Origin of the sequence: Micromonospora sp. NPDC047527, from assembly GCF_040643015.1 — a bacterium.
In the GTDB taxonomy this organism is placed as follows: Bacteria; Actinomycetota; Actinomycetes; order Mycobacteriales; family Micromonosporaceae; genus Micromonospora.
This window is the reverse complement of record NZ_JBEYTK010000001.1, coordinates 656213-680161: the sequence shown is the minus strand read 5'-3', so window position 1 is coordinate 680161 and position 23949 is coordinate 656213. Positions and strand designations below refer to the sequence as shown.

Genomic DNA, 23949 nt, shown 5'->3' with positions numbered 1-23949 from the left:
AGCCATGCCCGAGCCCGCCCACGCCCTGGACGAGTTGCGGCGCTACGCGCCAACCGTCGTCGAGCCTGACGACTTCGACCGGTTCTGGCGCGACACCCTCGCCGCGGCGTCCGCCCGTCCGGCGCTCGTGGACGTTCGCCCGGAACCCACCGACCTGCGCCTGCTCGACTCGTGGGACGTCACGTTCGCCGGCTACGGAGGTGACCCGGTGCGGGCCTGGTATACGCGTCCGGCGGGCGTTGCGGACCCGCTGCCCACCGTTGTCGAGTACGCCGGCTACGGGCGTGGCCGGGGCCTGCCGCACGAGCGGCTGACCTGGCCGGTCGCCGGGTACGCCCACCTGCTGATGGACAACCGGGGGCAGGCCGGGCAGTACGGCGCCGGCGACACCACCGACCCGCACGGCGCACCCGGCGGCCCCTGGCCCGCCACCTGGGGAATCCTCGACCCGCACGACTACCACTACCGACGCCTGATCACCGACGCGGTCCGGGCCGTCGACGCGGCTCGCGCGCTGCCCGGAGTCGACGGAGGCCGGATCGCCGTGGTCGGCAACAGTCAGGGCGGCGGCCTGGCTCTGGCGGTGGCGGGTCTCGTCGGCGACCTCACGGCGGTGCTGACCACCGCCCCGTTCCTCTGCGACGTGCAGCGGGCCATCGCGCTCAGCGACGCCTCGCCGTACGGGGAGATCGCCCGCTACCTGTCGGTGCACCGGGAGGCCGAGGAAGCCGTGCGGCACACGTTGTCCTATGTCGACGGGGTGAGCTTCGCCCGCCGGGCCACGGCTCCGGCGCACTTCGGCATCGGCCTGCGCGACACCGTCTGCCCGCCGAGCACCGGCTTCGCCGCCTACAACCAGTACGGCGCCGCGACCGGCCGGCCCGTACCGCCGGAGCGGGAGATGCACGTCTACCCGTTCAACGGTCACGAGGGCGGTGAGGCCGTCCACGTCCGACGGCAGCTGCGCTGGCTGGCGTCGACGCTCGAACCGGCCGTGACACAGCCATAGCGCGATGTCGATCGATTGCCCTTGTTAGCGATAACACGCTATCGTGCGTCCGACGGGGTGCAGGGCACACTCCCGTCGCGGTCCATCGATCCGTCGCAGCCGGCCCGTCGATGACCAGCGGCACAGGCAGCGTCGACCACCAGTGCTGACGTCCGGGTTCCTGGCCGTCCTGCCAGCTGATCCACGCGTACCGCGAAATGGTGGCGCCGTCGCGGCGCCGCCCTGCTGGCGCACGCTCCCCCACCACCGGAGGAAGCCCTCATGAGCAGTCCCTACCTCGACCACCCGGTTCCCCCCGCACCCGCGACGCCCGCCACGACGCCGAGGCCCCGACGGGCTCGCCTGTGGTGGGCGGCCCTGGCCGCCGTCGCGGCCGTGGCCGCCGCCGTCCCGGTGGCGACCATGCCCGCCAGCGCCGAATCCAACGGCGGGGTACGCGTGATGCCGCTGGGCGATTCGATCACCGACGGCTTCAACGTCGCCGGCGGATACCGCATCGAACTCTGGCAGCGGTTCACGACCGGCGGATACCGGATCGACTTCGTCGGCTCCCAGTTCAACGGCCCGGCCAGCCTCGGCGACCACGACCACGAGGGGCACTCCGGCTGGACCATCGCCCAGATCGACGCCAACGTCGTCAACTGGCTACGGGCGACGACCCCCCGGACGGTGCTGCTGCACATCGGCACCAACGACATGTACGGCGACACCTCCGGTGCTCCGGGCCGGCTTGCCGCACTCGTCGACAAGATCACCAACACCGCCCCGAACGCGGACGTGTTCGTCGCGACGATCGTGCCGAAATCCGGTGCGGACAACCAGGTCCGGGCATACAACGCCGCGATCCCCGGGATCGTGCAGACCCGGGCCGCCGCCGGCAAACGCGTCCACCTGGTCGACATGTACCGCGCCCTGACGTTGAGCGATCTCGCCGACGGCGTCCACCCCAACGCCACGGGCTACCGCAAGATGGCCGTCGCCTGGTACGACGCGCTCCGCTCGGTGCCCGGCAGCATCGGCGGCGACACACCGCCGACGACGCCTCCGCCCACCACCGTCCCGCCGACGACTCCCCCGCCCACCACCGTCCCGCCGACGACTCCCCCGCCGAGCACGCCGCCGCCGGCCGGTGCGTGCCGGGTCGCGTACACGGTCAACGCCTGGAACAACGGCCTCACCGCGTCGATCTCGGTGACCAACACGGGCAGCGCCCCGGTCAACGGGTGGGCGCTGGCGTTCACGCTGCCGAGCGGCCAGGCCATCACCGGCGGATGGAACGCCACGTACTCGCCGTCGAGCGGGGCGGTGACCGCCCGCAACGTCTCCTACAACGGCACGATCACTCCGAACACGACGGTCGACATCGGCTTCCAGGCCACCCACACCGGCAACTCCGGCAGGCCGTCCGCCTTCACCCTCAACGGCGCCGCCTGCGCGGTCGCCTGACGATCCCGTCGCGGTGCCGGGCAGCAACGGGCTGCCCGGCACCGCGTCCAGCTCACAGGATCGCCAGCCGACTCGTGATGAACTCCAACGCGGATGGCACATCGACGTCCACCCCCATCTCGACGGTCGGCGGGCCGTGCAGGCCGCGCAGGTCCACCAGAGTGTTGCCACGGCTCGGCCCGGTTGTGGTGTCCACCTCGACGTACGCCGGGTCGGCGGTGACCAGGCCGGGCCGGATCGCCTCCGCCATCGCCAGCGGGTCGTGCAGCGGTACGACGTCCGTTCCGTGGTCCCGCCGATACGCCGAGAGGTAGTACTCGAGCGCGTCCGCGCAGAGAGCGGCCACTCTGCCGGCCGCGCGGAGCCGGTGCAGGTCGTCCGGACCGTAGGCGGTGCGGTACGTGACGTCCAGCCCGACCAGCGTGGTCGGCACCGGCCGGGGTAGCCCCGGCTCGGTGAGCACTCGGTAGGCGGCCTCCGGGTCGGCCCAGATGTTGAACTCGGCGGCCGGCGTTCGGTTGCCGGCGCCGATCGAGCCGCCCATGACCACCAGCCGGGCCAACCGCGATGCCACGTCGGGGTGCACCGCGAACAGGTGCGCCACGTTGGTCAGGGGTCCGGTCGCGACCAGCGTCACCGGTTCCGTGGCGGCCCGTACCGTCTCGACGATCAACTCCAGCGCGGTGGCCTCGATCGGACCGACGCCGGAGGTCGGCAGCGTGATGCCGCCCAGCCCGCTGTCTCCGTGCACCGACGCGGCGCGGTCGCTCAATGAGCGCAGATACGGTCGGTCCGCCCCGCGGGCCACCGGGATGTCGGCCCGGCCGGCCAGCGCGAGCACATCCAACGCGTTGCGGGTGGTGGTGTCGATTCCGACGTTGCCGCCGACGGTGGTGACCCCGACAAGTTCCACCTCCGGGCTGGCCACCGCCGTAAGGATGGCCACCATATCGTCGATGCCGGGGTCACAGTCGAGCAGCACGGGGCGCGTCACGCGCAGGACCCTATCGCTTCGATCATGAGCTGCCGGCGCAGGTTCATCTGACCCGTCGGCAGGGGCAGGGACACGTCGCATCGTGTTGACCGCTGGGGCGGCCCGCCCGAAGCTGGGTGCCCTTGCGGCGGCGCGAGTACACCATCACCGACGGCGACCAACGATGAGCCAGGTTCGCCCACGACCTACGGAGCTAGAATCCTGATCATGGAGATCCTGCGGTACGCCGCGTTCACCGCCGATCCAGCCGGTGGCAACCCGGCTGGTGTGGTCCTGGATGCCACCGGGCTCGACGACGCGGAGATGCAGCGGGTGGCGGCCCAGGTCGGGTACTCCGAAACGGCGTTCCTCGTTCCTGGCCGCGATGGGCACTTCACGGTGCGCTATTTCAGCCCGAAGGCAGAGGTCCCCTTCTGCGGCCACGCGACCATCGCGTCGGCAGTTGCCTACGCCGAGCGGCACGGTCCGGGAGCCTTGCGTTTGGACACCCGCGCCGGCCTGGTCGAGGTCTCCACCGAGGTGCGGGCGGACGGGGCCACCACCGCCACGCTGATCAGCGTCGAACCGCAGAGCAGACCCATCGCCCCCGGCGACCTTGCGGCGCTGCTCGACGCGCTGCGTTGGGAGCTGGACGACCTCGACGCGACGCTGCCGCCGCGGGTCGCGTTCGCCGGAGCATGGCATCCCATCGTGGCCGCCGCGAGCCGGCAACGCCTGGCCAACCTGGACTACGACATGGCGGCGTTGGGCAGCCTGATGGCCCAGCGCGACTGGACGACCATCGACCTGGTCTACCGCGAGTCCCCGCTGGTGTTCCACGCGCGCAACCCGTTCCCACCCGGTGGTGTTGTCGAGGACGCCGCGACAGGTGCGGCCGCCGCGGCGTTGGGTGGCTATCTGCGCGAGCTGCACCTGGTGACACCGCCCGCGACGGTCACCGTGCGGCAGGGCCAGGACATGGGCCGTCCAAGCCTTCTCACGGTAGGGATCCCCGCCGAAGCCGGAAGCGGGATCGCGGTGACCGGCACCGCCGTTGCCCTTCCTGACGTCCTGGCGAGCGGGGTCTGACCTAGGTTTCACCGCCCGGTCTGGGTCAGCCTGGAGCGAGGAGGCAGAACTCGTTGCCCTCCGGGTCGGCGAGGACCGTCCACGGCACGTCCAGGTCGATGGCGGTGGCGCCGAGAGCCCGCAGCCTGGCCGCCTCGACCTCCACGTCGCCACCCGGGTACGGGCGGACATCGAGGTGGACACGGTTCCACACGGTCTTCACCTCGGGCGTGCGGATGAACTCCAGATATGGGCCGACGCCCTTGGCGGAGCGCAGCACCGCCTTGTCGTCGGTCACCTCGTGCAGGGTCCAGTCCATCGCGCTGCCCCAGAAGCGGGCCATGACTCGCGGGTCCACGCAGTCGACCACCACCGCGGCGATCGGTCCGGTGTCCCGGTAGAGCGGTCGGGGGTCCAGCACGCAGAACTCGTTGCCCTCCGGATCGGCCATGACCGTCCACGGCACGTCGCCCTGGCCCACGTCGGTGGGTGTCGCGCCGAGATCCCTCAGGCGCGCGACCACCTCCGCCTGATGGGCCACCGAGGTGGTGGCGAGGTCGACGTGTACGCGGTTCTTCACCGTCTTGGGTTCCGGGGAGAGGACGAGGTCGAGGCAGACAGCGACGGGGTCGGGGTAGACGAAGCCCTCGGGTTCGAGGTTGGTCACGCCGGGTCCCTCACTGGAAACGTCCCAGCCGAGCACCTCCGCCCAGAAACCGCCGAGCGCCGAGTCGTCCCGAGCCTTCATGTTGATCTGAACGAGCCGCGTTGCCATGCCGACGATGTTAACGGCAGCCCGGCACGTCACAGGATCAGCCGTACCGATCTCGACATGGGCGGACGTTGCCGACAGCTCCCGCGTCCGGGAGGGCCAGGGTAGGTCGCAGCGGACGCGGCGGGCGGCTCAGGCGTTCGGGGTACGCCGGAGGTGCCCTCCACAGCGAGGCGACACCCACCCGCTGCCGTGCCGTGTGCACGGTCGGCGGCGGATATGCGCTAATCAGCGGCGTGGCCCGCACAAGCGGCACCGGGTTGTACCGTCTCTGCCTACGGCGCAGGTTCCAGCACGACGACTGGGATCTGGCGGGTGGTCTTCCGCTCGTAGTCGGCGAAGCCGGGATACGCGGTCTTCTGCGCGGTCCAGATCCGCTCCCGCTCGTCCCCGGCGGCAACTCTGGCGACCAACTCGACCTTGTCGGTGCCGATCTCCGCTCGGGCCTGCGGATGAGCGAGCAGGTTGTAGTACCAGTCGGGATTGGTGGGCGCACCGGCCTTGGACGCGAACACGGCGTAGCCGCCGTCCACCTTCTGGTACATCATCGGGTTCACGCGAGGCTGGCCGCTCTTGGCGCCGACCGTGTGCAACAGCAGCAGCGGCTCGCCAGCGAACTGGCCGCCGACCTGCCCACCGTTGGCGCGAAACTCAGCGATGATCTTGTCGTTCCAGTCGCTCATGCCTTCTCCTTGCCTCCGCGAATCGGCTTCCTCAACACGATACTGACAGTCTCGGCCCGGGGCGTGACACCGCGACCACGCACCAACGAGCCATCAGCAGCAGCGCGGAGAACCGGCACGCGAGCGTGAGCGGTCCGCCGACCGTCCCCCCAGGACGACGGCGGACCGGCCTCAGCGGATGTCGGCGGTGGTCCAGCGTGGGGACGCGTTGGTGACCGCGACGGTGTCACCGACAAGCGTGGTCACCGCCTGGGTGGCACGCTGCGCGCTGGTACCGACCCAGAGCTCGACGTCGCCCGGCTCCACGACGCGGGTGAGCGTGCGATCGGAGAACGCCAGGCGGGTGGTGGGGACCGTCAGCTCGACCGTGACGGACTGGCCCGGTTCCAGGTGGACTCGCCGGTAGCCGAGCAGTTGCGCCACCGGCCGGGTCACCGAGGCCACCAGGTCACGACCGTAGAGCTGGACCACGTCGTCGCCGGCGACCGCGCCGGTGTTCGTCACCCGCACCGTCACGCCTACCGCCCCGTCGGTGGGCACCGTGGTGGGCACGGTGAGCTCGCTGTACGCGAACGTCGTGTAGGACAGGCCGTGGCCGAACGGCGCCACGGGCGTCGCCGGCAGGTTGGTCACCTCGTTGCCCGCGCCCAGGGTGGGGTGCAGGTAGGAGTACGGCTGCGCGCCGGCCGACCCGGGCAGGGTGACCGGCAGCCTGCCCGACGGGTTGACCCGCCCGGAGAGCACCCCCGCGATCGCCCCGGCGCCCTCCTCCCCCGGGAAGAATGCCTGCACCACCGCCGCACAGCGCGCAAGCGCCCAGCCGACCGTGTACGGCCGGCCAGTGACCAGCACGAGGACAACCGGCGTGCCGGTTGCCAGCACCGCCTCGACCAGTTCGCGCTGGACGCCGGGCAGCTCCAGGTCGTCCCGGTCACAGCCCTCGCCGACCGTGCCGCGCCCGAAGAGACCGGCGTGGTCACCGACGACCAGGACGGCGACATCCGCGGCGGCGGCCGTGGCGACAGCCTCGTCGAAGCCGGATCGGTCGTCGGTGTCCACGTCACAGCCGTGTGCCCAGGTGACGAGATCGCCGCCGAACTCGACCCGCACCGCGTCGAGCACGGTCGGCACCTCGATGCCGGTCTCCACACCGGGGTGTTGGACGAGGACGTGGTTGAGGAACGAGTAGCACCCGAAGAGCGCGCCCTGCCGGTCGGCGTTCGGGCCGATAAGTGCCACCCGTCGCCCTGCCGGCAGCGGCAGCGCGTCCCGGTTGGCGACCAGCACGATCGACTCCTCGGCGAGCCGGCGGGCGATCGACCGGTGCTCGGGAGAGTCGAGGTCGATCGCCTGGGGCGGCTCGTCGGTGAAGGTCGCGTCGAGCAGACCCAGGTCCTGCTTCTGTCGCAGCACCCGCAGCACCGCGCGGTCGAGGAACGCCTCGTCGAGCGCGCCCGCCCGCACCGACTCCCGCAGGGTCAGATAGGCGTCGCCGGTCGGCAGTTCGACGTCGACACCGGCCGTCAGCGCCTGTCCGGCCGCCTCGGCGTGATCGCCCGCCACGTGGTGCAGCAGGTTCAGGAACGCGACCCCGTAATAGTCGGCCACCACCGTGCCGTCGAAACCCCACTGCTCCCGCAGGACGCCGGTCAGCATCGTCGGATCGGCGGCGACGGGCACCCCGTCGATCTCGGCGTACGAGTGCATGACACTGCGGGCGTCACCGTCGAGGATCGCCATCTCGAACGGGACGAGCAGCACGTCGGCCAACTCCCGGCGGCCCATGTGCACCGGGCCGAAGTTGCGCCCCGACTGCGACGCGGAGTAGCCGGCGAAGTGCTTGAGGGTGGCGTGCACCCCCTGCGACTGCAGCCCGCGCACGTACGACGTGCCGATGGTGCCGACAAGGTACGGGTCTTCGGCTATGCACTCGTCCACCCGACCCCAGCGGGGGTCACGGATGACGTCGAGCACCGGAGAGAGCCCCTGGTGGATACCCAGGGTCCGCATCGAGGCGCCGATCGCCGCGGCCATCTCGGTGACCAGTTCGGGGTCGAACGCGGCGCCCCAGGCCAGCGGCGTGGGGAAGGTGGCCGCTTTCCATGCCGACAGCCCGGTGAGGCACTCCTCGTGGACGATCGCCGGGATGCCGAGCCGGGTCCCCGTGACCAGGTCCCGCTGGAACTTCCACAGCCAGGACGCGCGTGCCGCCGCGTCCACCGGGCGGGTGCCGTAGGCGCGGGTGAGGTGACCGAGCCCGTGCCGGGAGAACTCCTCGAGCTTGACGGCCTCGCCGAACTCCCCCTGCAACGGCGCGACGGCCTCGCCGTCCTCCTTCTCCCAGAAGCCGACGAGCTGAGCGATCTTCTCCTCGATCGTCATCCGGCCGAGGAGATCGCGTAGGCGTGCCGCGCCGTCGTGCCCGTCCGGTCGACCGTGGTCCGGACCTGCCTGAGCCGGCGCCGGCCCGTCCACCAGTGTGTGGACCTCAGTCATGCTGTGCCTTCCTCTGGTTGTGCCCGTACCGCTGCCGCTCAGCCCTTGACCGCACCCTGAAGGCCGCCGACGATCTGCTTCTCCGCGAGCGTGAAGAAGAGCAGTGCCGGCAGCATCGCGAGCGAGGTGAAGGCGAGGACGCCTGCCGTGTCGGTGGTGTACTGGCTGGAGAAGTTCTGCACGCCCAGCGGCAGGGTGTGCAGGTTGACATCGCTGAGAACGAGCAGCGGCAGGAGGAACGAGTTCCAACTCGCCACGAACGCCAGAACGCCAACGGTGACGAGCGCGGGCCGCGACAGCGGCATAGCGACGCGCCAGAGGAAGCCGAGCCGACTCGCACCATCGATGGCGGCGGCGTCCTCCAACTCTCTCGGGATGGCCGACAGGAAGGGACGCAGGATCACGATCGTCAGTGGCAGTGAGAAGGCGACCTGCGGGAGGATCACCGCGTAGTAGGAGTTGATCAGGCTCAGGTCACGCAGCATGAGGTAGAGCGGCAGGATCGCCGCGCCGGCGGGAAACAGCAGGCCGAGTGTGAAGAAGGTGTAGAGCGCCTCCCGTCCGCGGAAGGTGTAACGGGCGAGCACGAACGCGGCGGCCAGCCCGAGCACGACGACGGCGAGTGTGGTGCCGAGGGCGATGACCGCGCTGTTGAACGCCTGCTGCCAGAAGTTGCTCTGGGTCAGCACCCTGGCGTAGTTGTCCCAGACGAAGGGGTCGGGCAGGCCGGCCGGGTTCGCGACGATCTGCGGGGTGGTGCGGAAGCCGCCGATGACCACGTAGACGACCGGGGCGATCGACACGGCCGCGATCGCGAGCGCGAGCGCGTAGGTGAGCGGCGTGCCCCAGGACACCTGACGGCGCCCGGCGGACGGGGAAGGAACGGAGTTCACAGCCATCGTCACTTCGCCTTTCCGGTGATGGCGCCCTCGATGTCGCGGCGGAGCAGGAACCGCTGGAACAGCAGTGCCGCCACGAAGGAGATGACGAACAGGATCACGGCAACGGCGTTGCCGTAGCCCCACAGCCGGGCGAAGAACCCGTTGTCCACCATGTAGGTCGCCATGGTGGCCGACGCGCCGAGCGACCGCACCGCGGGCACCGAGGTAACCCAGATCATGTCGAAGATCTGCAGTGAGCCGATCATGGACAGGAACATCCAGATCCGGATCGTCGGGCCGAGCAGCGGAATCGTGACGTGCCGTTGAATCTGCCACCAGCTCGCGCCGTCGATGGCCGCCGCCTCGGTCAGCTCGTCGGGCACGTTGGACAGCCCGGCGAGTAGCAGGATGATGGCGAAGCCGACGTACTTCCAGGTGAGGATGGCCAGCAGCGTCCAGATGACCAGGTCCAGGTCCGCGAGCCAGGGCTGCACCAGACTGCCCAGGCCCAGTGACTCCAGCATCGCGTCGACCGTGCCGCCGCCGGTCAGGAGCAGCTTCCACATGATGCCGACGGTGACCTCGGCGAGCACGTACGGCACGAACACCAGCAGGCGGAACACGGAGCGCCCACGGAAACGACGGTTGAGCAGCAGGGCGATGCCCAGGGCGATCGGGCCCTGGATCAGCAGCGACCCGAACACGATGATGGCGTTGTTGCGCAACGCGTCGAGGAAGATCGGATCCTGGAAGGCGAGGGTGTAGTTCCGCAGACCGACGAACTCGGTGGGAGGCCCGACCCCACGCCACCGGAACAGGCTGTAGTAGACCGCGAAGCCCATCGGCACCAGCACGAACATCACGTAGATGACGACGGCGGGCGTCGTGAGTCCGATGATCTCGTACCACTTGCGGCGGGTATCGGCTCGGCGGGCGGGCGCGCGCCCGGCCTTGTGGGAGCCCGCCGGCGACGCGGAAGCGCCGCCGGCGGGCGTACGGATCTGGTTGACGGAGGTCACTTGCTTGCGGCCGCCTTCATCGCCGAGACGACCTTCTCAGGCGTCCCGCTGCCGGCGAAGATGGCGACGATGGCGTCGTTCATCGCCGTGCCGACGGTGCTGCCGTAAGCCGTGTCCAGCCAGAGCTGGACGTAGCTCGCGCTGGAGGTGGCCTCCAGGATGGACTTCAGCGCGGGGTCCGTCACGCCGTCGGCCGCGCCCTTGACCACAGGCAGGCCGGTGCCGGTTTCGGCGTAGGCCTTCTGCACCTCGGGGCTCACGATGTACTTGAGGAACTCGACGCACTCTGCGGGGGCGTTCTTGGAGCAGGAGAAGCCGTCGCCACCACCGAGGGCCGCCTTCGGGTCACCCGGGGAACCGGCGATCGCCGGCACCGGGAACCAGCCGAGGAACGAGGCGAGCTTCGCCTTGTCCGTGGCGACGGTGTCGAGCGTGCCGCGGTTCCAGTCACCCATGAGCTCCATCGCGGCCTTGCCGTTGGCGAGCATGCCGTTGGCGCTGGTCGGGTCGTTCTGGCCCGGCGTGGCGATGAAGTTGGCCTGGAACGGCTTGGTGTCGATGAAGGCCTTCAGGTCCTGGCCGGCCTTCACGAAGCACGGGTCGTCGAAGACCTTGTCCGTGGACGCCTTCTTGAGCGTGTCGACCGAGCAGGCGCGCAGCGCCATGTTGTACCACCAGTGCGCGGCCGGCCACTTGTCACCGGCGCCCACCGCGATCGGGACGACGTTGATCGCCTTGAGCTTGGCGACCGCGGCGTTGAGTTCCTCGAAATTGGTCGGCGGCGCCGCGATGCCCGCCTGGGCGAACATGTCCTTGTTGTACCAGATGCCCTCGATGCCCATCCGGTACGGCAGGCCGTACTGCTTGCCCTTCACCTGCCAGATCTCGGCGGCGCTACCGATGTTGCCCACCTCGGTCTTGGCCTGGTCGGTGATGTCCTTGAGATAGTCGGCCTCCACCTGCTCGACCATCTCGCCACCGCCCCAGGCCTGGAAGATGTCCGGCGGGTCGCTGCTCAGCAGCGCGGCGGGGAGCCGGGTGCGCTGGAGCTGGTTGGTCTCGATCGCCTCAATCTCGATCTTGACGGTGGGGTGGAGCGCGGAGAAGTCCTTGGCGACCTTCTCCCAGTAGGTCTTGCCGGGCCCGTCCTGTGAGGCGTTGTGCCACCAGGTCAGGGTCACCGGGTCCTTGTACAACTCGCTCTGAGGGGCTGCCTCTTCGCCGCCGCCGCTGCACCCGGCGACTACGAGAACACTTGTCATTAGTACTGCCAGAACGGCACCTGCACGGCGCTTCGTTGCCATCGATGTCTCCTCGACTACTCAGTCGCGGTACTCGGGTTTCGCGAAGTTTTACAGTCATGTAACTTGATGTCAATCGGTATCGATAACGTTTTCGAATCGCTCGGGACGCACCCCAGGCGGCGGCCCTATCATCATCGGCGTGGTGTTTCAGCAGCGTGTCAAGATGTCGGATGTCGCACGTGCCGCCGGCGTCTCGGTCGCGACCGTATCGAAGGTTGTCAATGGGCGGTACGGCGTGGCCCAGGCAACCGTGGAGCGCGTCCAGCAGGTCATCCACGAGCTCGGCTACGAGGCGAGCCTGGGGGCGCAGAGCCTGCGCAGCCACCGCACCAACGTGCTCGGCATCCTGGTCGCCGAGTTCGAACCGTTCTCGACCGAGCTGCTCAAGGGGGCGTCCCAGGAGGTCGCGGGCAGCGGATACCAGCTGCTGGCCTACTCCAGCGGCGACGGCGAGGGCGCCGCCGTGGGGTGGGAGCGGCGCTCGCTCGCCCGCCTCTCGGGCACTCTCATCGACGGGGCCGTGATCGTCACGCCGACCGTGGTCGAGACCGAACACAGCTTCCACGTCGTAGCCGTCGACCCGCACACCGGGCCGTCCGACCTGCCCACCGTCGATTCGGACAACTTCGCCGGCGCGGTGCTGGCCACCAACTACCTGCTGTCCCTCGGCCATCGGCGGATCGGGCACATCAGTGGACGCGCCGACCTGAAGTCGGCGCAGCTGCGCGAGGCCGGCTTCCGCAGTGCGATGGCCGATGCCGGCGTGCCGGTGGACGAGCGACTCGTCCGCGTCGGCGGGTTCCGGATCGAGAGCGCCGCCGGTACGGCCGCGGAGCTCCTCGCCCTCACCGACCGGCCGAGCGCGATCTTCGCGGGTAACGACCTCTCCGCGATATCCACGATGGACGTGGCCCGCGACATGGGCCTCTCGGTGCCCGACGACCTGTCGGTGATCGGCTTCGACAACGTACCGGAGTCGGCGCTGGTCAACCCGCCGCTGACGACCATCATGCAACCGCTGCAGCGGATGGGCGCCGAGGCGTTGCGCCTGCTCATCGACCTGATCGCCGGCGTCGAACGCGACACCCACATCCGGCTCCCCACCGAGCTGGTCATCCGCTCCTCCTGCCGCCCGCATCACTGACACCCGCAGGCCAGCGGAAGGGTCAGCGATCCGTGCGGGGGTAGAGACGGCTGATCGTCTCGGCGACGCAGACCGGCTTGCCGCCGCCGTCGGTCTCCACCGCGACCGTCACGACCAGTTGCACACCGCCGCTCACCGGGGACACCTCGGCGATGGTGGCGGTGGCTCGTACGGCGGCGCCGACCCGCAGCGGCGCGGGGAAGCGCACCCGGTTCAGCCCGTAGTTGACCCCCATCGCGACGCCCTCGACCCGGTAGAGCTGGCCGGCCAGCGCCGGCAGCAACGACAGGGTCAGGTAGCCGTGCGCGATCGTGCCACCGAACGGTCCCGACGCCGCCCGCGCGGGGTCGACGTGGATCCACTGGTGGTCGTCGGTGGCGTCGGCGAAGAGGTCCACCCGGCTCTGTTCGACCCGCTGCCAGGGGCCGGGGCCGATGGTCTCGCCGACCGCGGCGGCCAACTCGTCGACGGAGGTGAAGACTCGCATCCGGGTGTCCTTTGGGTCAGAAGGCGTTGACGCCGGTGAGCGCGCGTCCGATCAGGAGCTGCTGGATCTGGCTGGTGCCCTCGTAGAGGGTGGCGACCCGGGCGTCACGCAGGTATTTGCCGACCGGGTACTCGTCGATGTAGCCGTACCCCCCGAAGACCTGGACCGCGTTGTTGGCCGCCCGGACGGCGGCCTCGCTGGCGAAGAGCTTGGCCATCGACGCCTCGGTGGCGAACGGTTGGCCGCGGTCGATCAGGTCGGCCACCTGCCAGACCAGGAGCCGCGCGGCGGCGGTGTCCACGGCGATGGCCGCGAGCAACTGCTGCACGAGCTGATGGCCGGCGATCGGCTTGCCGAACTGGGTCCGCTGCCCCGCGTAGCCGACCGACGCGTCGAGGCAGCCCTGGGCGATGCCGACACAGCCGGCGGCCACCGACATCCGGCCCTTGGCGAGGGTGGAAAGGGCCAGGCGGAAGCCGCCGCCCTCGTCGCCGAGGCGGGCCGCGTCGGGCACCCGTACGTCGTCGAGGCGCAGCTCACCGGTGGCCTGCCCGCGCAGGCCGAGCTTGCCGTGGATCTCCCGGCGGGTCAGGCCCGGGCTGTCGGTGGGCACCAGGAACGCGGTGACGCCCCGGTGCCCGGGACCGCCGGTGCGCGCGAAGACCAGGGCGACGTCGGCGGTGGTGCCGTTGGTGATGAACATCTTCGTGCCGGTGAGCAGCCAGTCGTCGCCGTCGCGGACGGCGCGGGTGCGCAGCGCGGCGGCGTCCGAGCCGCTGTCCGGCTCGGTCAGCGCGAAGCAGCCGAGCGCGGTGCCGGAGCAGAGCCGGGGCAGCCACTCGGCCCGCTGCGCCGCCGAACCGTGGGCGGCGATCGACTTCGCGACGAGGCCGAGCGAGACCGAGACGATGCCGCGCACCGCCGAGTCGCCCCGGCCGAGTTCCTCCAGGACCAGGCAGTACGCGAGGTGGTCGCCGCCGGAGCCGCCGTCGGCCTCGGCGATGGTCAGCCCCAGAAAGCCCAGGTCGCCGAGTTGGCCGACGATGGCCGGGTCGACCGACTCGTGCCGGTCCCACTCGGCCGCGTGCGGCAGCAGCTCCCGGTCGGCGAACTCGGCGGCGAGCTGGCGGACGGCAGCCTGCTCGGCGGTGAGGGTCAGCTCCATGGCGAATAAACTAGCGGTGATAGTTTACGTCGTCCAGACCGGACGGTCACCGGTCGGAGGCCAACCCGGCGTGCCGATCGGTGGCGAACGCGCGGGCCAGCTCGGTGCGCGACCGGATGCCCAGCCGGTGGAACACATTTCGCAGGTGATGGTCGACCGTGCGGGTGGAGAGGAACATCCGGGCGGCGATCTCCCGGTTGGTGGCCCCCTCCGCGACCAGTTGGGCGATCCGCAGTTGCTGGCCGGTCAGCAGCCGCGCGGCCGGCAGATCGGGCGGGCCGACCGACTCCCCGGCGGCCCGCAGCTCCGCCGTGGCCTGCTCGGCCCAGCGACTCGCCCCAAGCAGCGTGAACGTCTCGCGGGCCTGGTGCAGGTGCCCCCGGGCGTCGCGCGGGCGACGGCTGCGCCGCAGCTCCTGCCCGAAGAGCAGCTCGGTGCGGGCCCGTTCGAACGCGCCGGCCTCCGTCGGGTGCAGCCGTAGCGCCGTCCGGAACTCGCGCTCCGCCTCGGCGCCGCCCCGGGGGGCGAGCAGCGCGTGACACCGGGCCGACAGGGCCCGCCGCAACGGGCTCGCGGTGCTGCTGGCCCACCTGTCGAAGACGGCGAGCGCGGCCGTCGCCGCCGGCCGGTGCGCCAGGTGGGCGGCGGCCTCCACCAGGTACGGGGTGGCCATCACCTGGACGAGCACCTGACCTCGACCGGTGCCGAGTCGGGCCAGCGACGCCAGCCGGGCCGCCGCCTCGGCATGCCGGTTGTCAGCCAGGTCGAGAACGGCCAGCGCCCACGCCGCCAGCGCGTGCGGCCGGCTGCCCGGTGTCGGGGCTTCGCCGATCTCCCGGATCCGGCGCAGGCTGGCCTCCCGGTCGGCCCGGACGGCGGCCAGCACGGCGAGCATGCCCAGGTGGACGTTGGCGCAGTTGACCTGACCGGCGGCACGGGCGACCCGCAGCCCGTCCCGGGACGTCTCCGCCGCCGCCTCGTGCCGACCCAGCCAGTACTCGGCGACCGCCCGCAGCTCCAACGCCCGGGACAGCATGGACAGCTCGCCCCGCTCCCGGGCCAACCCGGCGGCACGCTCGGCGAGCCGGTGCGCCGCGCCGTCCACGGCCACCACCAGACCGGCCGCCGCCGCGCAGGTGAGCGCGGTCGGGGTCAGCTCCGGCCCGGTCAACCGGCCACCCAGGACGACCGCCCGGCGCAGCGCGGGACCGGCCCGCTCGTGGTCGCCCCGCAGCGTGGCCGCCACACCGGCGACAAGCGAACTCGCCAGCTCGACCGCTGGTGGATCGTGCGGGCGGCGCAACGCCGCCGCCTGGCGGCCAACCTCCGCGTACCGGTACTGGTCGCCGGCGAAGCACACCGCCTCGCCGGCCCTCGCCAGCGCCTGCACGGCCAGGGCGCGGTCAGTGGCCGCCACCGTCGCGGCGGCGGCCAGCAGCGTGGACGCCGCGCCCGAGGCGCCGTCGCAGCGCAGCTCCAGCTCACCGCGCAACAGGTCGGCGTGCCCGGTGACGGAGGGGTCCGCGCAGGTCGCGTGAAGACGGTCGAGCAGCAACCGGGCCCGACCGGGCAGACCGGCCGTCCAGGCGTACCTGGCGGCGGCCAGGAGGCGGCCGGCGGCGTCGCGCGGGCGGTCGCTGAGCTCGGCGGCCCGGCACAGCGCGGCCGACGCCATGGCCCAGTCGTTCGGGCCGCCGGCCGCCGCCGCCTGCTCCAACTCGGCGGCGAGGGCCGCATCGGTGCTCGCCGTCGCGGCGGCGAGGTGCATCGCCCGGCGCAGCCGCTGCCCGTCGAGGACGCCGGCGAGCAGCAGGTGCGCCGCTCGCCGCTGCGCGAGCGACGCGCTGGCCGCGACCATCGCCCGGGCCAGTGGCTGCGGAAACGTGACGCCCTCGTGCTCGACGCGGACCAGGCCGGCGACCTCCGCCGGGGCGAGTGCCTCGACGGCCACGCCGGCGGTGTCGGCCGCGCGGGCGAGGATCGTCGGCTCGTTCGAATCGTCGAGCGCGGCGAGCAGCAGCATCCGGCGGGTGTCCGGCGGCAACCGGTCCAGGCGTGCCCGGTAGGCGCGGCCGAGCGCGCCGTCGGCCGGTGGCGCGGCGGGTAACGGCTCCTCCCCCCGCCACTGCCCCGGGCTCAACACCTCGGCGAGATCCACCAGGGCCTGCGGGTTGCCGCCGCCGACCGCGGCGAGCGTGGCCGCCACCGGCGCGGTGGGTCGCTCGGGGAGCAGGTCGGCCAGGACGGCGATGCTGTCCCCCTCGTCCAGCGGCGGGAGCCGGTACGTCGTGATCCCGTCGACCGTGGCGGTGACGTCGGCGGTGAGCAGGACGGCGACCGGCAGGTGCCGCAGCCGGCGGGCCACGAACGCCAACACCTGCGCGGTCTCGGGGTCGCCCCGGTCGACGTCGTCCATGGTGGCCAGGAGTGGGCGCTCCCGGGCGGCGGCGGCGAGCAGCCCGAGCACCGCGACCGAGAGGGCCAGCCGACGGTCGGGCGGGCAGCTCTCCCCGTCCAGCGCCCGGCGCAGCAGGTGCCACTGCGGCTCCGGCAGGTCGGCGGCCCGGTCGCGCACCGGATCAAGCAGGCGTTGCAGGCCGGCGTAGGGCAGCGTCGCCTCCTCGGGCAGCCCGGCACCGGCCAGCACGACACAGTTCCCGGCGTACCGGTGGGCGTAGGAGACCAGCGCCGTACGCCCCGACCCCGGTTCGCCGTGCAGCAGCAGCGCCCCGCCGCCGTCGCTCACGCCGTCGAGAAGGCTCCGGACGGCCCGGCACTGGTCATCCCGGCCGCGCAGCACAGTTATTTGCACTCGTGATGCAGTAACCATGCGTCACAGTGTCACTCATCGATAAGCGGATGGAAAGAGGACAGGCCGGGATCAGTCGGCCGCCACCTCGGCCAACAGCGCGCCGATCGTCCGGGCCATGACCGCCCGCGCCTGATCCACGCCCAGCCCGAGGCCGTAGCGCATCATCGACCAGGCCGGCCACATGCTCGCCGCGACAAGCGCGTTGAGCAGTTGCTCGCGCCCCTGCCCGGCCTGCGCCAACTCGGCGGCGAAGAGCTGCTCGACCTCGTCGCGTACCCGGTCGATGTGCTTGAGGCGGTTGAGGTGCAGCTGGTCGGAGACCGGCTCGCGCATCTGCGCGGCCCGTGCCGACGGCGCGATGAGCTGGAGCAGCCGGGCCCGCTGCCGGCAGTACGCGTCGACCCGCTTGGCCAGCGGCAAAGCGGGCGAGATCGGCCGGTACGCGGCGTCCTGCTGACGCAGCACTTCCGCGCCGCTCGCCTCGAACAGCGTCTCCATGTCCTTGAAGTTGGTCCAGAGCGTCCGCAGCGAGATGCCGGCCCGCTCGGCGATGCGTTCGCCGGTCGGCCGCAGGTCACCCTCGGCGATAAGCGCCAGGTGCGCCTCGACGATGGCCGCCCGGGTGCGCTCGGCACGGGCCGTGCGCCCGTCGACGCGACCCGGGGCCTCGACCTTGTTCATCCGCCCCCGCCCTCTCACCGCCACGGCGTCCCCCGACGCACCGCCGAGTCTAGACAGGCGGTGATCAGCCAGCTCCGGGCGACCACGGGCCGAGTCACCCGGACCGGCCGGACAGCGTGAAGCCGCCGTCGCAGACGATGGTCTGCCCGGTGATCCAGGCGGCGTCGGCAGATGCCAGGAAGGCGACCGCGCCCGCCACGTCGTCGGGGACGCCGAGTCGGCCGAGTGGGTACCGCGCGGCGACCTCGTCCTCCCGGCCCTCGTACAGCGTGGCGGCGAAGCGGGTCTTGACCACGCCGGGGGCCACGGCGTTGACCCGGATCGCCGGCCCCAGCTCGACGGCGAGGCTGGCGGTGAGGTGGTTGAGCGCGGCCTTGCTCACCCCGTAGAGGGCGATGCCGGGTGACGGGGCGAGCCCCGCGATCGACGAGACGTTGACCACGCAGCCACCCCGGTCGGCCATGCCGGCGGCGCAGACCTCCTGCACCCAGCCCAGTGCGGCGACCAGGTTGACGTCGAGGATCTTGCGCGCCGCCGCGAGGTCCAGCTCGACCAGCGGGCCGTGCACGGGGTTGATGCCGGTGTTGTTGACCAGGAGGTCCACCGGCCCGAACGCCGCGCTGACCTGCCGCACCGCCTCGGCCCGGTGTGCGGCGTCGTCGGCCCGGCCGGGGACAGCGACCGCGTACGCGGGACCGCCGAGGGCGGCGACAGCCTCGGCCAACGCCTCCGGATGGCGGGCGGTGAGGCCCACCCGCGCGCCCTCGGCCACCAGCCGCCGCGCGATGGCCAGCCCGATCCCCCGACTGGCGCCGGTGACGATGGCGACCCGATCCACGAGCCTACGTGATTCTGCATCCACAGTGCAGATAGTAGGAGGGGTGATCGGTGTCGGTCAACGCCCGGCCGCACGCCCCCGAATCCCGGTGGCACCACCGTCGGCAGTCAGGGCGCAGCCGTACGACCGGACGCGGTCCACGGTGACCACGCCCGGTCGACGGCCGGGTAAACGAGTCGTCAGGAGACGGTCGGCACCCCATTGGCGGGCGGCGCGACCGGCGCGGCCGAGTACTCGGTGACCGGGCCGCCCTCCTCATCGGTCTCGTACGTCGGCCCGAAGTAGCTCTGCACTCCCCCGCTCACCCGGGTCAGCCGCTGCCCGCCGTAGCCGGAGTGGTCGTCGGCGGCGAAGCGCAGCGGCGCGAGGCCGGGCCCCTGGAAGCCGCCCTTCTCCACGGCGGCGAGCACCTTCTCCCGGGTCACGTCCTTGCCGGCGGCGAGCAGCACCTGCACGAAGAGGTAACCCACCGACATGCCGTAGACGGTGTTGCCGTCGAACGGCGCGTCACCGTTGTGCTCCTTGTTGATTTTCGTGAAGAGCTGGATCCACGGGTTCGCGGTGTCGTTCTGCATCGGCAGGTAGTTGGCGCCGACCATGCCCTCCAGCAGCGGGGCGGCCTCGCCGAGCTGCTTGGCCAGGGTGGGGTGGTCCCCGCCGACGTTGGAGACCAGCCACTGCGGCTTGAAGCCCAGCCGCGCGGCCGTGCCGACGGAGAGCGCGGTGAAGCCCGGCACGGTGGCGAGCACGACGACCTGGCAGCCGGCCGCCTTGAACGCGCCGATCTGCGGCGCGACGTTCGTGTTGCTGGTGACGTAGGTCTGCTTGACCGCCACGGCCCCGAGCACCTTCTCCACGCCCACCAGACTGTCGCGGCCGAAGTCGTCGTCCTGGCCCAGGAAGCAGACCTTCTGGCCGGCGTGGTTCGCCTTCACGTAGTTGGCGAGGATCTTGCCCTCGATCGTGTAGTCCGGGTTGAACCCGAACGTGCCCGGATACTTGTCCGGCTGGTCCCAGCTGCGGCTGCCGGAGGCGACGAACAGGTCGGGCACCCGGTTGCTCTTGAGGAAGTCGAGCACGCCGGTGTGCGTCGGCGTGCCGAGGCCGTTGAGGACGGCGAAGACCTTGTCCTGAAGGACGAGCTGGCGTACCACCTGCTGCGTGTTCGCCGGGTTGTAACCGTCGTCCATGATCTTGTAGGTGATCTTCCGGCCGTGCACGCCGCCGTTGGCGTTGACGTAGTCGAAGTACGCCTTCGTCGCCGGGGCGATCTTGGAGTAGCCGGCCGAGGCCGGGCCGGTGAGCGGCATGTGCGTACCGACGACGATCTCGGTGTCGGTGACACCCGGCACCGACGCCCCGCCGGAGCCGGGGTCGTCGCCGCTACAGCCGGCGGCGGCGATGAGCAGGGCGATGGTGCTGGCGATCGCGAGACCGCGTTGTGCCGTACGGTGCATGGGAAACACCGACCTTTCTCGGTCCGATTCTCGGGGGAACGGTGTGGTGGTGGGGCGCCCGGCCGAGGCCGGGCCGAGGACAGCTCAGGAACGCCGCGCCGGCCACCGGGCCAGCAGGGCCCGGCCGAGGCGGGACAGCAGGCCCTGCACGCCGCCCGGCGCGACGATCATCACGACGATCAACGTGACGCCGAAGATCGCCAGCGGGAGGTTGCCCTCCAGCCGCTGCGCCACCGCGGGCGAGAGGGTGAACAGCTCGGTCACGGAATGGGTGAGGTCGGGCAGGGCGACCAGCAGCACGGCCCCCCACAGCGCACCGGCGAGGCGACCGAGGCCCCCGATCACCACGGCCATCAGCAGGAAGAGCGACAGGGTCAACGAGAACGCGCCGGGCGAGACGCTCTGCGCGAGCACCGCGAGCAGCGCGCCACCGAGACCGGCGGTGGCGGCGCTGACCACGAACGCGAGGACCTGGGTACGCGCCACGTGGATGCCGGCGAGGCGGGCCGCCACCTCGTCGTCGCGGACCGCCCGGAACGTCCGCCCGTACCGGCTGCGGATCAGGTTGGCCAGCAGCAACAGCGCGAGCAGGGTGGCCGCACCCGAGATCCAGAGCTGCCACCGCTCGTAGGGGAAGTACGCGCCGAGTGCCATCGGCGGCGGCTCCACCGGCACCGACAACCCCTGCTCGCCGTTGAGGACGCCGTCGAAGGTCACGGCCAGCGCCGGCACGACGACGGCCACGGCGAGGGTCACACCGGCCAGGTAGGGCCCCCGCAGCCGGGCGGCGGCCACGCCGACCACCGCGCCGACCGCGACAGTGCTGAGCACCGCCACGCCGAGCGAGATCGGCAACAGCCAGCCGCCGGTCAACCCCCGGTCGAGGAACGCGGTCTGACACAGCGCCACCGTGTACGCGCCGACGGCCATCAGCGCCCCGTGCCCCAGCGAGAGCTGGCCGTTGAGCCCGGTGAGGACGGTCAGCCCGGCGGTGGCACAGAGATATGCCGCCACCGTGGCGAGCTGGAAGTTGCGGAACGGCTCGATGGCGTAGCTGACCGCCACCAGCACCAGCCCCACGGCGAGCACCACGGCGAGATGCCGCAGCAGGGTGGAGCCGCGTCGGCGGTCGACCGGACGGTCGCCGGCCTCGCTCGGTCGGTGTCGCGGCGGCAGGGCCGCCCGGGTGGCGCTCACACCCGCCTCGCCGCGACCGGGGCGAACAGCCCACCGGGCCGGACCAGCAGCACCGCCAGCAGCAGGACCAGCACCGCCAGCGGGGTGAGGTCACTGCCGGCGTAGCCGCTGACGTAGGAGAGCAGCAGACCCACCACCAGGCCGCCGACCACGGCACCCGGTGGACTGTCCAGCCCACCGACCACCGCCGCAGTGAACGCCGAGACGAAGACCAGATCCATGGCGTGCGGGTGCAGGCCCAGCTCGGTGGGGATGACCAGCATGGCGGCGAGCGCGCCCACGCCGGAGGCGAGCGCCCAGCCGAGCGTCAACATCCCGCCGACGTTGACGCCGAGCAGGCGGGAGACCTCCGGCGCGAAGGCCGCCGCCCGCATCCGCAACCCCACCGGGGTACGCGCGAACATCCACGCCAGCGCGCTGACCACCACTCCGATCGTGGCGAAGACGAACAGGTCGTACGGCGACAGCACCGCGACCCCGCCCACGGTGAGGGCGGACCGGCTGAACGGCGCCTCGGCGGGCCGGAACTCGTTGCCGTACACCATGCCGAGCACGGCCTGGATCAACAGCACCAGTCCGAGCGCGACAATGACCGGGTTGAGCGGCGACGCGTGGTCGACGTGCCGCATCACGACGCGGTCCACCAGTGCGCCGAGCAGCAGCCCGGCGACGATGGCGACGACGAAGCCCAGCCAGTAGGAGCCGGTCGCGGTGGACACCGTGTACGCGACGTACGCGGCGGCGACGGCCATCGCTCCCTGGGCGAAGTTGACGACCCGCGCCGCCCGCCAGATGAGCACCAGGGCCAGCGCGAACGCGGCGTACACCGCGCCCCGGGACAGGCCGTCGATGGTGAGGAAGACGAAGCGGTCCAACAGTCCTCCCTTCGGGAACGAGGTGGTGGTCAGAAGCCGAGGTACGCGTGGCGCAGGTCGTGGTCGTCGCGCAGTGTGGCCGCCGGTGCGGCGATCACCACCCTTCCCAGCGACATCACCACGCCCTGGTCGGCCACGGCGAGCGCGCTGCGCACGTTCTGCTCGACCAGCAGGACGGTCAGGCCGCTGGCGTCGCGCAGCTGACGTAGCAGCGCCATGGTCCGGGCGACCACCCGTGGGGCCAGGCCGAGCGAGGGCTCGTCGAGCAGCAGCAGGCGCGGCCGGCCGACCAGCGCCCGTCCGAGTGCGAGCATCTGTCGCTCACCGCCGGACAGTTGGTGGCCGAGGTGCCGGCGACGCCGGGCGAGCGGCTCGAAGAGCTGGTAGACCTCGTCGAGGGCGCGGCCGGCGTCCGCCCGGTCGCGCCGCCACAGCCCGCCGAGCCGCAGGTTCTCGTCGACGGTGAGTTCGTTGATCACGCCCCGCCCCTCCGGCACGTGTGCCATGCCGCGCCGGACGAGCTGCTCGACGGGCGTACCGCGGAGGTCCTCCCCGGCGAGGACGACCTGGCCGGCGGTCGGGCGGATCATGCCGGAGAGGGCGCGCAGCAGAGTGGTCTTGCCGGCGCCGTTGGCGCCCACGACCGCCGCGATGGTGCCGGCCGGCACGGTCAGGTCGATGGCCTGCAACACCGGCGCGGCGCCGTAACCCGCCACCAGCCCGCGCACGACGAGCAGGTCCGCCGCGCTCACGGGGTGGCACCGTCGACGGCGGCGTCCTCGGTCGCCGCGCCCAGGTAGGCGTCGGTGACCGCCGGGTCGTCGCGGATCTCGTCCGGCGTCCCGGCGGCGATGACCCGGCCGAAGTCGAGCACCACGAGCTCGTCGCAGACGGCCATCACCAGGTCCATGTGGTGCTCGACGAGGAGGACCGCGCACGGGTCGGCGTCGCGTCGCGGCAGTTGCCGGACCAGCTCCGCCAGCTCGGTGATGTCGTCGGCGCCGAGGCCGCCGGCGGGCTCGTCGAGCAGCAGCAGCCGGGGCCGTGCGGCCAGCGCGCGGGCCAGGGCGACCCGCTGGCGTACGGCGAAGGGCAGCGTGGTCGGCGCGGCGTCGGCGTGCCCGGCGATGCCCAGGTCATCCAGGATGTCCAGTGCCTGCTGGCGCAGCCGCCGTTCGTCGCGGTCGCTGCGGGGCAGGCCGAACAGCGCGGACGCGAAGCCCGCACGGGCGGTGTGCGAAGCGCCGGTCATCACGTTCTCCACGACGGTGAGCCCGGCGAAGAGCCCGGTCCCCTGCAGGGTCCGGGCGATGCCGAGCCGGGTCAGGCCGTGCGGCCGTGGTCGCAGCGGCCGACCGTCCAGAGTGAGCGAACCCGTCTCCGGGGTCACGAAACCGCAGATCACGTTGAACAGGGTGGTCTTGCCCGCGCCGTTGGGCCCGATCACGCCCACCACCCGGTTGGGTGGCACCCGCAGCGAGACGTCGTCGAGGGCGGTGAGGCCGCCGAAACGGACGCCGATGTGGTGCAGTTCGAGCCCGCGTTCCATCACCCATCCCTCTTGTCGTGGCGGGTGTTATTTACACTCGCAGTGTACGTTTCTCGGGTACGGCGTCAATACCTTCGATACCCCCGAGCAGGA

At 71.6% G+C, this 23949-nt stretch carries 21 protein-coding genes; 4 read left to right on the top strand and 17 right to left on the bottom strand.

The annotated features are described in order from the left end of the window. Nucleotides 1-4: 4 nt before the first annotated feature. Together ABZ808_RS02865 and ABZ808_RS02860 are read left to right on the top strand one after the other, a co-directional pair. Nucleotides 5-1009: an acetylxylan esterase gene (locus ABZ808_RS02865; RefSeq protein WP_357000029.1), complete on the top strand. Its 1005-nt coding sequence runs from the start codon at nt 5-7 to the stop codon at nt 1007-1009. Nucleotides 1010-1270: 261 nt separating this feature from the next. After that, on the top strand, nt 1271-2455 hold the full coding sequence (locus tag ABZ808_RS02860; RefSeq protein ID WP_357000027.1) for a cellulose binding domain-containing protein: 1185 nt from the start codon (nt 1271-1273) through the stop codon (nt 2453-2455). Nucleotides 2456-2507: 52 nt separating this feature from the next. Here the strand turns inward: ABZ808_RS02860 and ABZ808_RS02855 are convergent, their stop codons facing one another. Beyond that, a complete protein-coding gene (locus ABZ808_RS02855; protein ID WP_357000024.1) occupies nt 2508-3449 on the bottom strand; it encodes a nucleoside hydrolase in 942 nt (313 codons plus the stop codon). A 207-nt stretch (nt 3450-3656) separates the two neighbouring features. On the opposite strand from ABZ808_RS02855, the gene ABZ808_RS02850 reads away from it, so the two are divergent. Next, a complete protein-coding gene (locus ABZ808_RS02850; RefSeq protein ID WP_357000021.1) occupies nt 3657-4517 on the top strand; it encodes a PhzF family phenazine biosynthesis isomerase in 861 nt (286 codons plus the stop codon). Between the two features lie 25 nt (nt 4518-4542). On the opposite strand, the gene ABZ808_RS02845 is transcribed toward ABZ808_RS02850, so the two are convergent. The 6 genes from ABZ808_RS02845 to ABZ808_RS02820 all read right to left on the bottom strand — a co-directional run bounded on the left by ABZ808_RS02845 (nt 4543) and on the right by ABZ808_RS02820 (nt 11528). Beyond that, nucleotides 4543-5271, bottom strand: coding sequence for a VOC family protein (locus ABZ808_RS02845; RefSeq protein WP_357000019.1), 729 nt, complete (start codon nt 5269-5271; stop codon nt 4543-4545). A gap of 272 nt (nt 5272-5543) precedes the next feature. Further along, entirely contained in the window at nt 5544-5951 is a 408-nt protein-coding gene (locus ABZ808_RS02840; protein WP_357000015.1) for a nitroreductase family deazaflavin-dependent oxidoreductase, read from the bottom strand. A 171-nt stretch (nt 5952-6122) separates the two neighbouring features. Next, nucleotides 6123-8447 (bottom strand): glycoside hydrolase family 3 N-terminal domain-containing protein, encoded by a 2325-nt coding sequence (locus ABZ808_RS02835; protein WP_357000011.1) that lies wholly within the window; start codon nt 8445-8447, stop codon nt 6123-6125. A gap of 38 nt (nt 8448-8485) precedes the next feature. Further along, a complete protein-coding gene (locus ABZ808_RS02830; RefSeq protein ID WP_357000008.1) occupies nt 8486-9352 on the bottom strand; it encodes a carbohydrate ABC transporter permease in 867 nt (288 codons plus the stop codon). After that, the gene (locus ABZ808_RS02825; RefSeq protein WP_357000006.1) at nt 9349-10347 is read right to left on the bottom strand and encodes a sugar ABC transporter permease; all 999 of its coding nucleotides are present in this window, start codon (nt 10345-10347) and stop codon (nt 9349-9351) included. Before ABZ808_RS02825 ends, ABZ808_RS02830 begins: the two co-directional genes overlap by 4 nt. Beyond that, nucleotides 10344-11528, bottom strand: a complete 1185-nt coding sequence (locus ABZ808_RS02820; RefSeq protein WP_357000003.1) for an extracellular solute-binding protein — start codon at nt 11526-11528, stop codon at nt 10344-10346. Before ABZ808_RS02820 ends, ABZ808_RS02825 begins: the two co-directional genes overlap by 4 nt. 286 nt (nt 11529-11814) lie before the next feature. Here ABZ808_RS02820 and ABZ808_RS02815 point away from each other — a divergent pair, with 286 nt between their 5' ends. Continuing rightward, the gene (locus ABZ808_RS02815; RefSeq protein WP_356999999.1) at nt 11815-12795 is read left to right on the top strand and encodes a LacI family DNA-binding transcriptional regulator; all 981 of its coding nucleotides are present in this window, start codon (nt 11815-11817) and stop codon (nt 12793-12795) included. 22 nt (nt 12796-12817) lie between these two features. Here the strand turns inward: ABZ808_RS02815 and ABZ808_RS02810 are convergent, their stop codons facing one another. The 10 genes from ABZ808_RS02810 to ABZ808_RS02765 form a co-directional block, all read right to left on the bottom strand. Further along, nucleotides 12818-13282, bottom strand: a complete 465-nt coding sequence (locus tag ABZ808_RS02810) for a MaoC family dehydratase (RefSeq protein WP_356999996.1) — start codon at nt 13280-13282, stop codon at nt 12818-12820. A gap of 16 nt (nt 13283-13298) precedes the next feature. After that, nucleotides 13299-14447 (bottom strand): acyl-CoA dehydrogenase family protein, encoded by a 1149-nt coding sequence (locus ABZ808_RS02805; protein WP_356999993.1) that lies wholly within the window; start codon nt 14445-14447, stop codon nt 13299-13301. 46 nt (nt 14448-14493) lie between these two features. Further along, complete coding sequence (locus tag ABZ808_RS02800) at nt 14494-17277, bottom strand: AAA family ATPase (protein WP_356999990.1); 2784 nt, start codon at nt 17275-17277, stop codon at nt 14494-14496. A 51-nt stretch (nt 17278-17328) separates the two neighbouring features. After that, the gene (locus ABZ808_RS02795; RefSeq protein WP_356999988.1) at nt 17329-17940 is read right to left on the bottom strand and encodes a TetR/AcrR family transcriptional regulator; all 612 of its coding nucleotides are present in this window, start codon (nt 17938-17940) and stop codon (nt 17329-17331) included. Between the two features lie 94 nt (nt 17941-18034). Next, a complete protein-coding gene (locus ABZ808_RS02790; RefSeq protein WP_356999985.1) occupies nt 18035-18778 on the bottom strand; it encodes an SDR family oxidoreductase in 744 nt (247 codons plus the stop codon). Nucleotides 18779-18957: 179 nt separating this feature from the next. Further along, the gene (locus tag ABZ808_RS02785) at nt 18958-20235 is read right to left on the bottom strand and encodes an ABC transporter substrate-binding protein (RefSeq protein WP_356999983.1); all 1278 of its coding nucleotides are present in this window, start codon (nt 20233-20235) and stop codon (nt 18958-18960) included. An 84-nt stretch (nt 20236-20319) separates the two neighbouring features. Beyond that, complete coding sequence (locus ABZ808_RS02780; protein WP_356999980.1) at nt 20320-21432, bottom strand: branched-chain amino acid ABC transporter permease; 1113 nt, start codon at nt 21430-21432, stop codon at nt 20320-20322. Next, nucleotides 21429-22307, bottom strand: a complete 879-nt coding sequence (locus tag ABZ808_RS02775; protein ID WP_356999977.1) for a branched-chain amino acid ABC transporter permease — start codon at nt 22305-22307, stop codon at nt 21429-21431. Before ABZ808_RS02775 ends, ABZ808_RS02780 begins: the two co-directional genes overlap by 4 nt. Before the next feature lie 29 nt (nt 22308-22336). After that, the gene (locus ABZ808_RS02770; protein WP_356999974.1) at nt 22337-23059 is read right to left on the bottom strand and encodes an ABC transporter ATP-binding protein; all 723 of its coding nucleotides are present in this window, start codon (nt 23057-23059) and stop codon (nt 22337-22339) included. Next, complete coding sequence (locus ABZ808_RS02765) at nt 23056-23856, bottom strand: ATP-binding cassette domain-containing protein (RefSeq protein WP_356999972.1); 801 nt, start codon at nt 23854-23856, stop codon at nt 23056-23058. Before ABZ808_RS02765 ends, ABZ808_RS02770 begins: the two co-directional genes overlap by 4 nt. Nucleotides 23857-23949 lie beyond the last annotated feature (93 nt).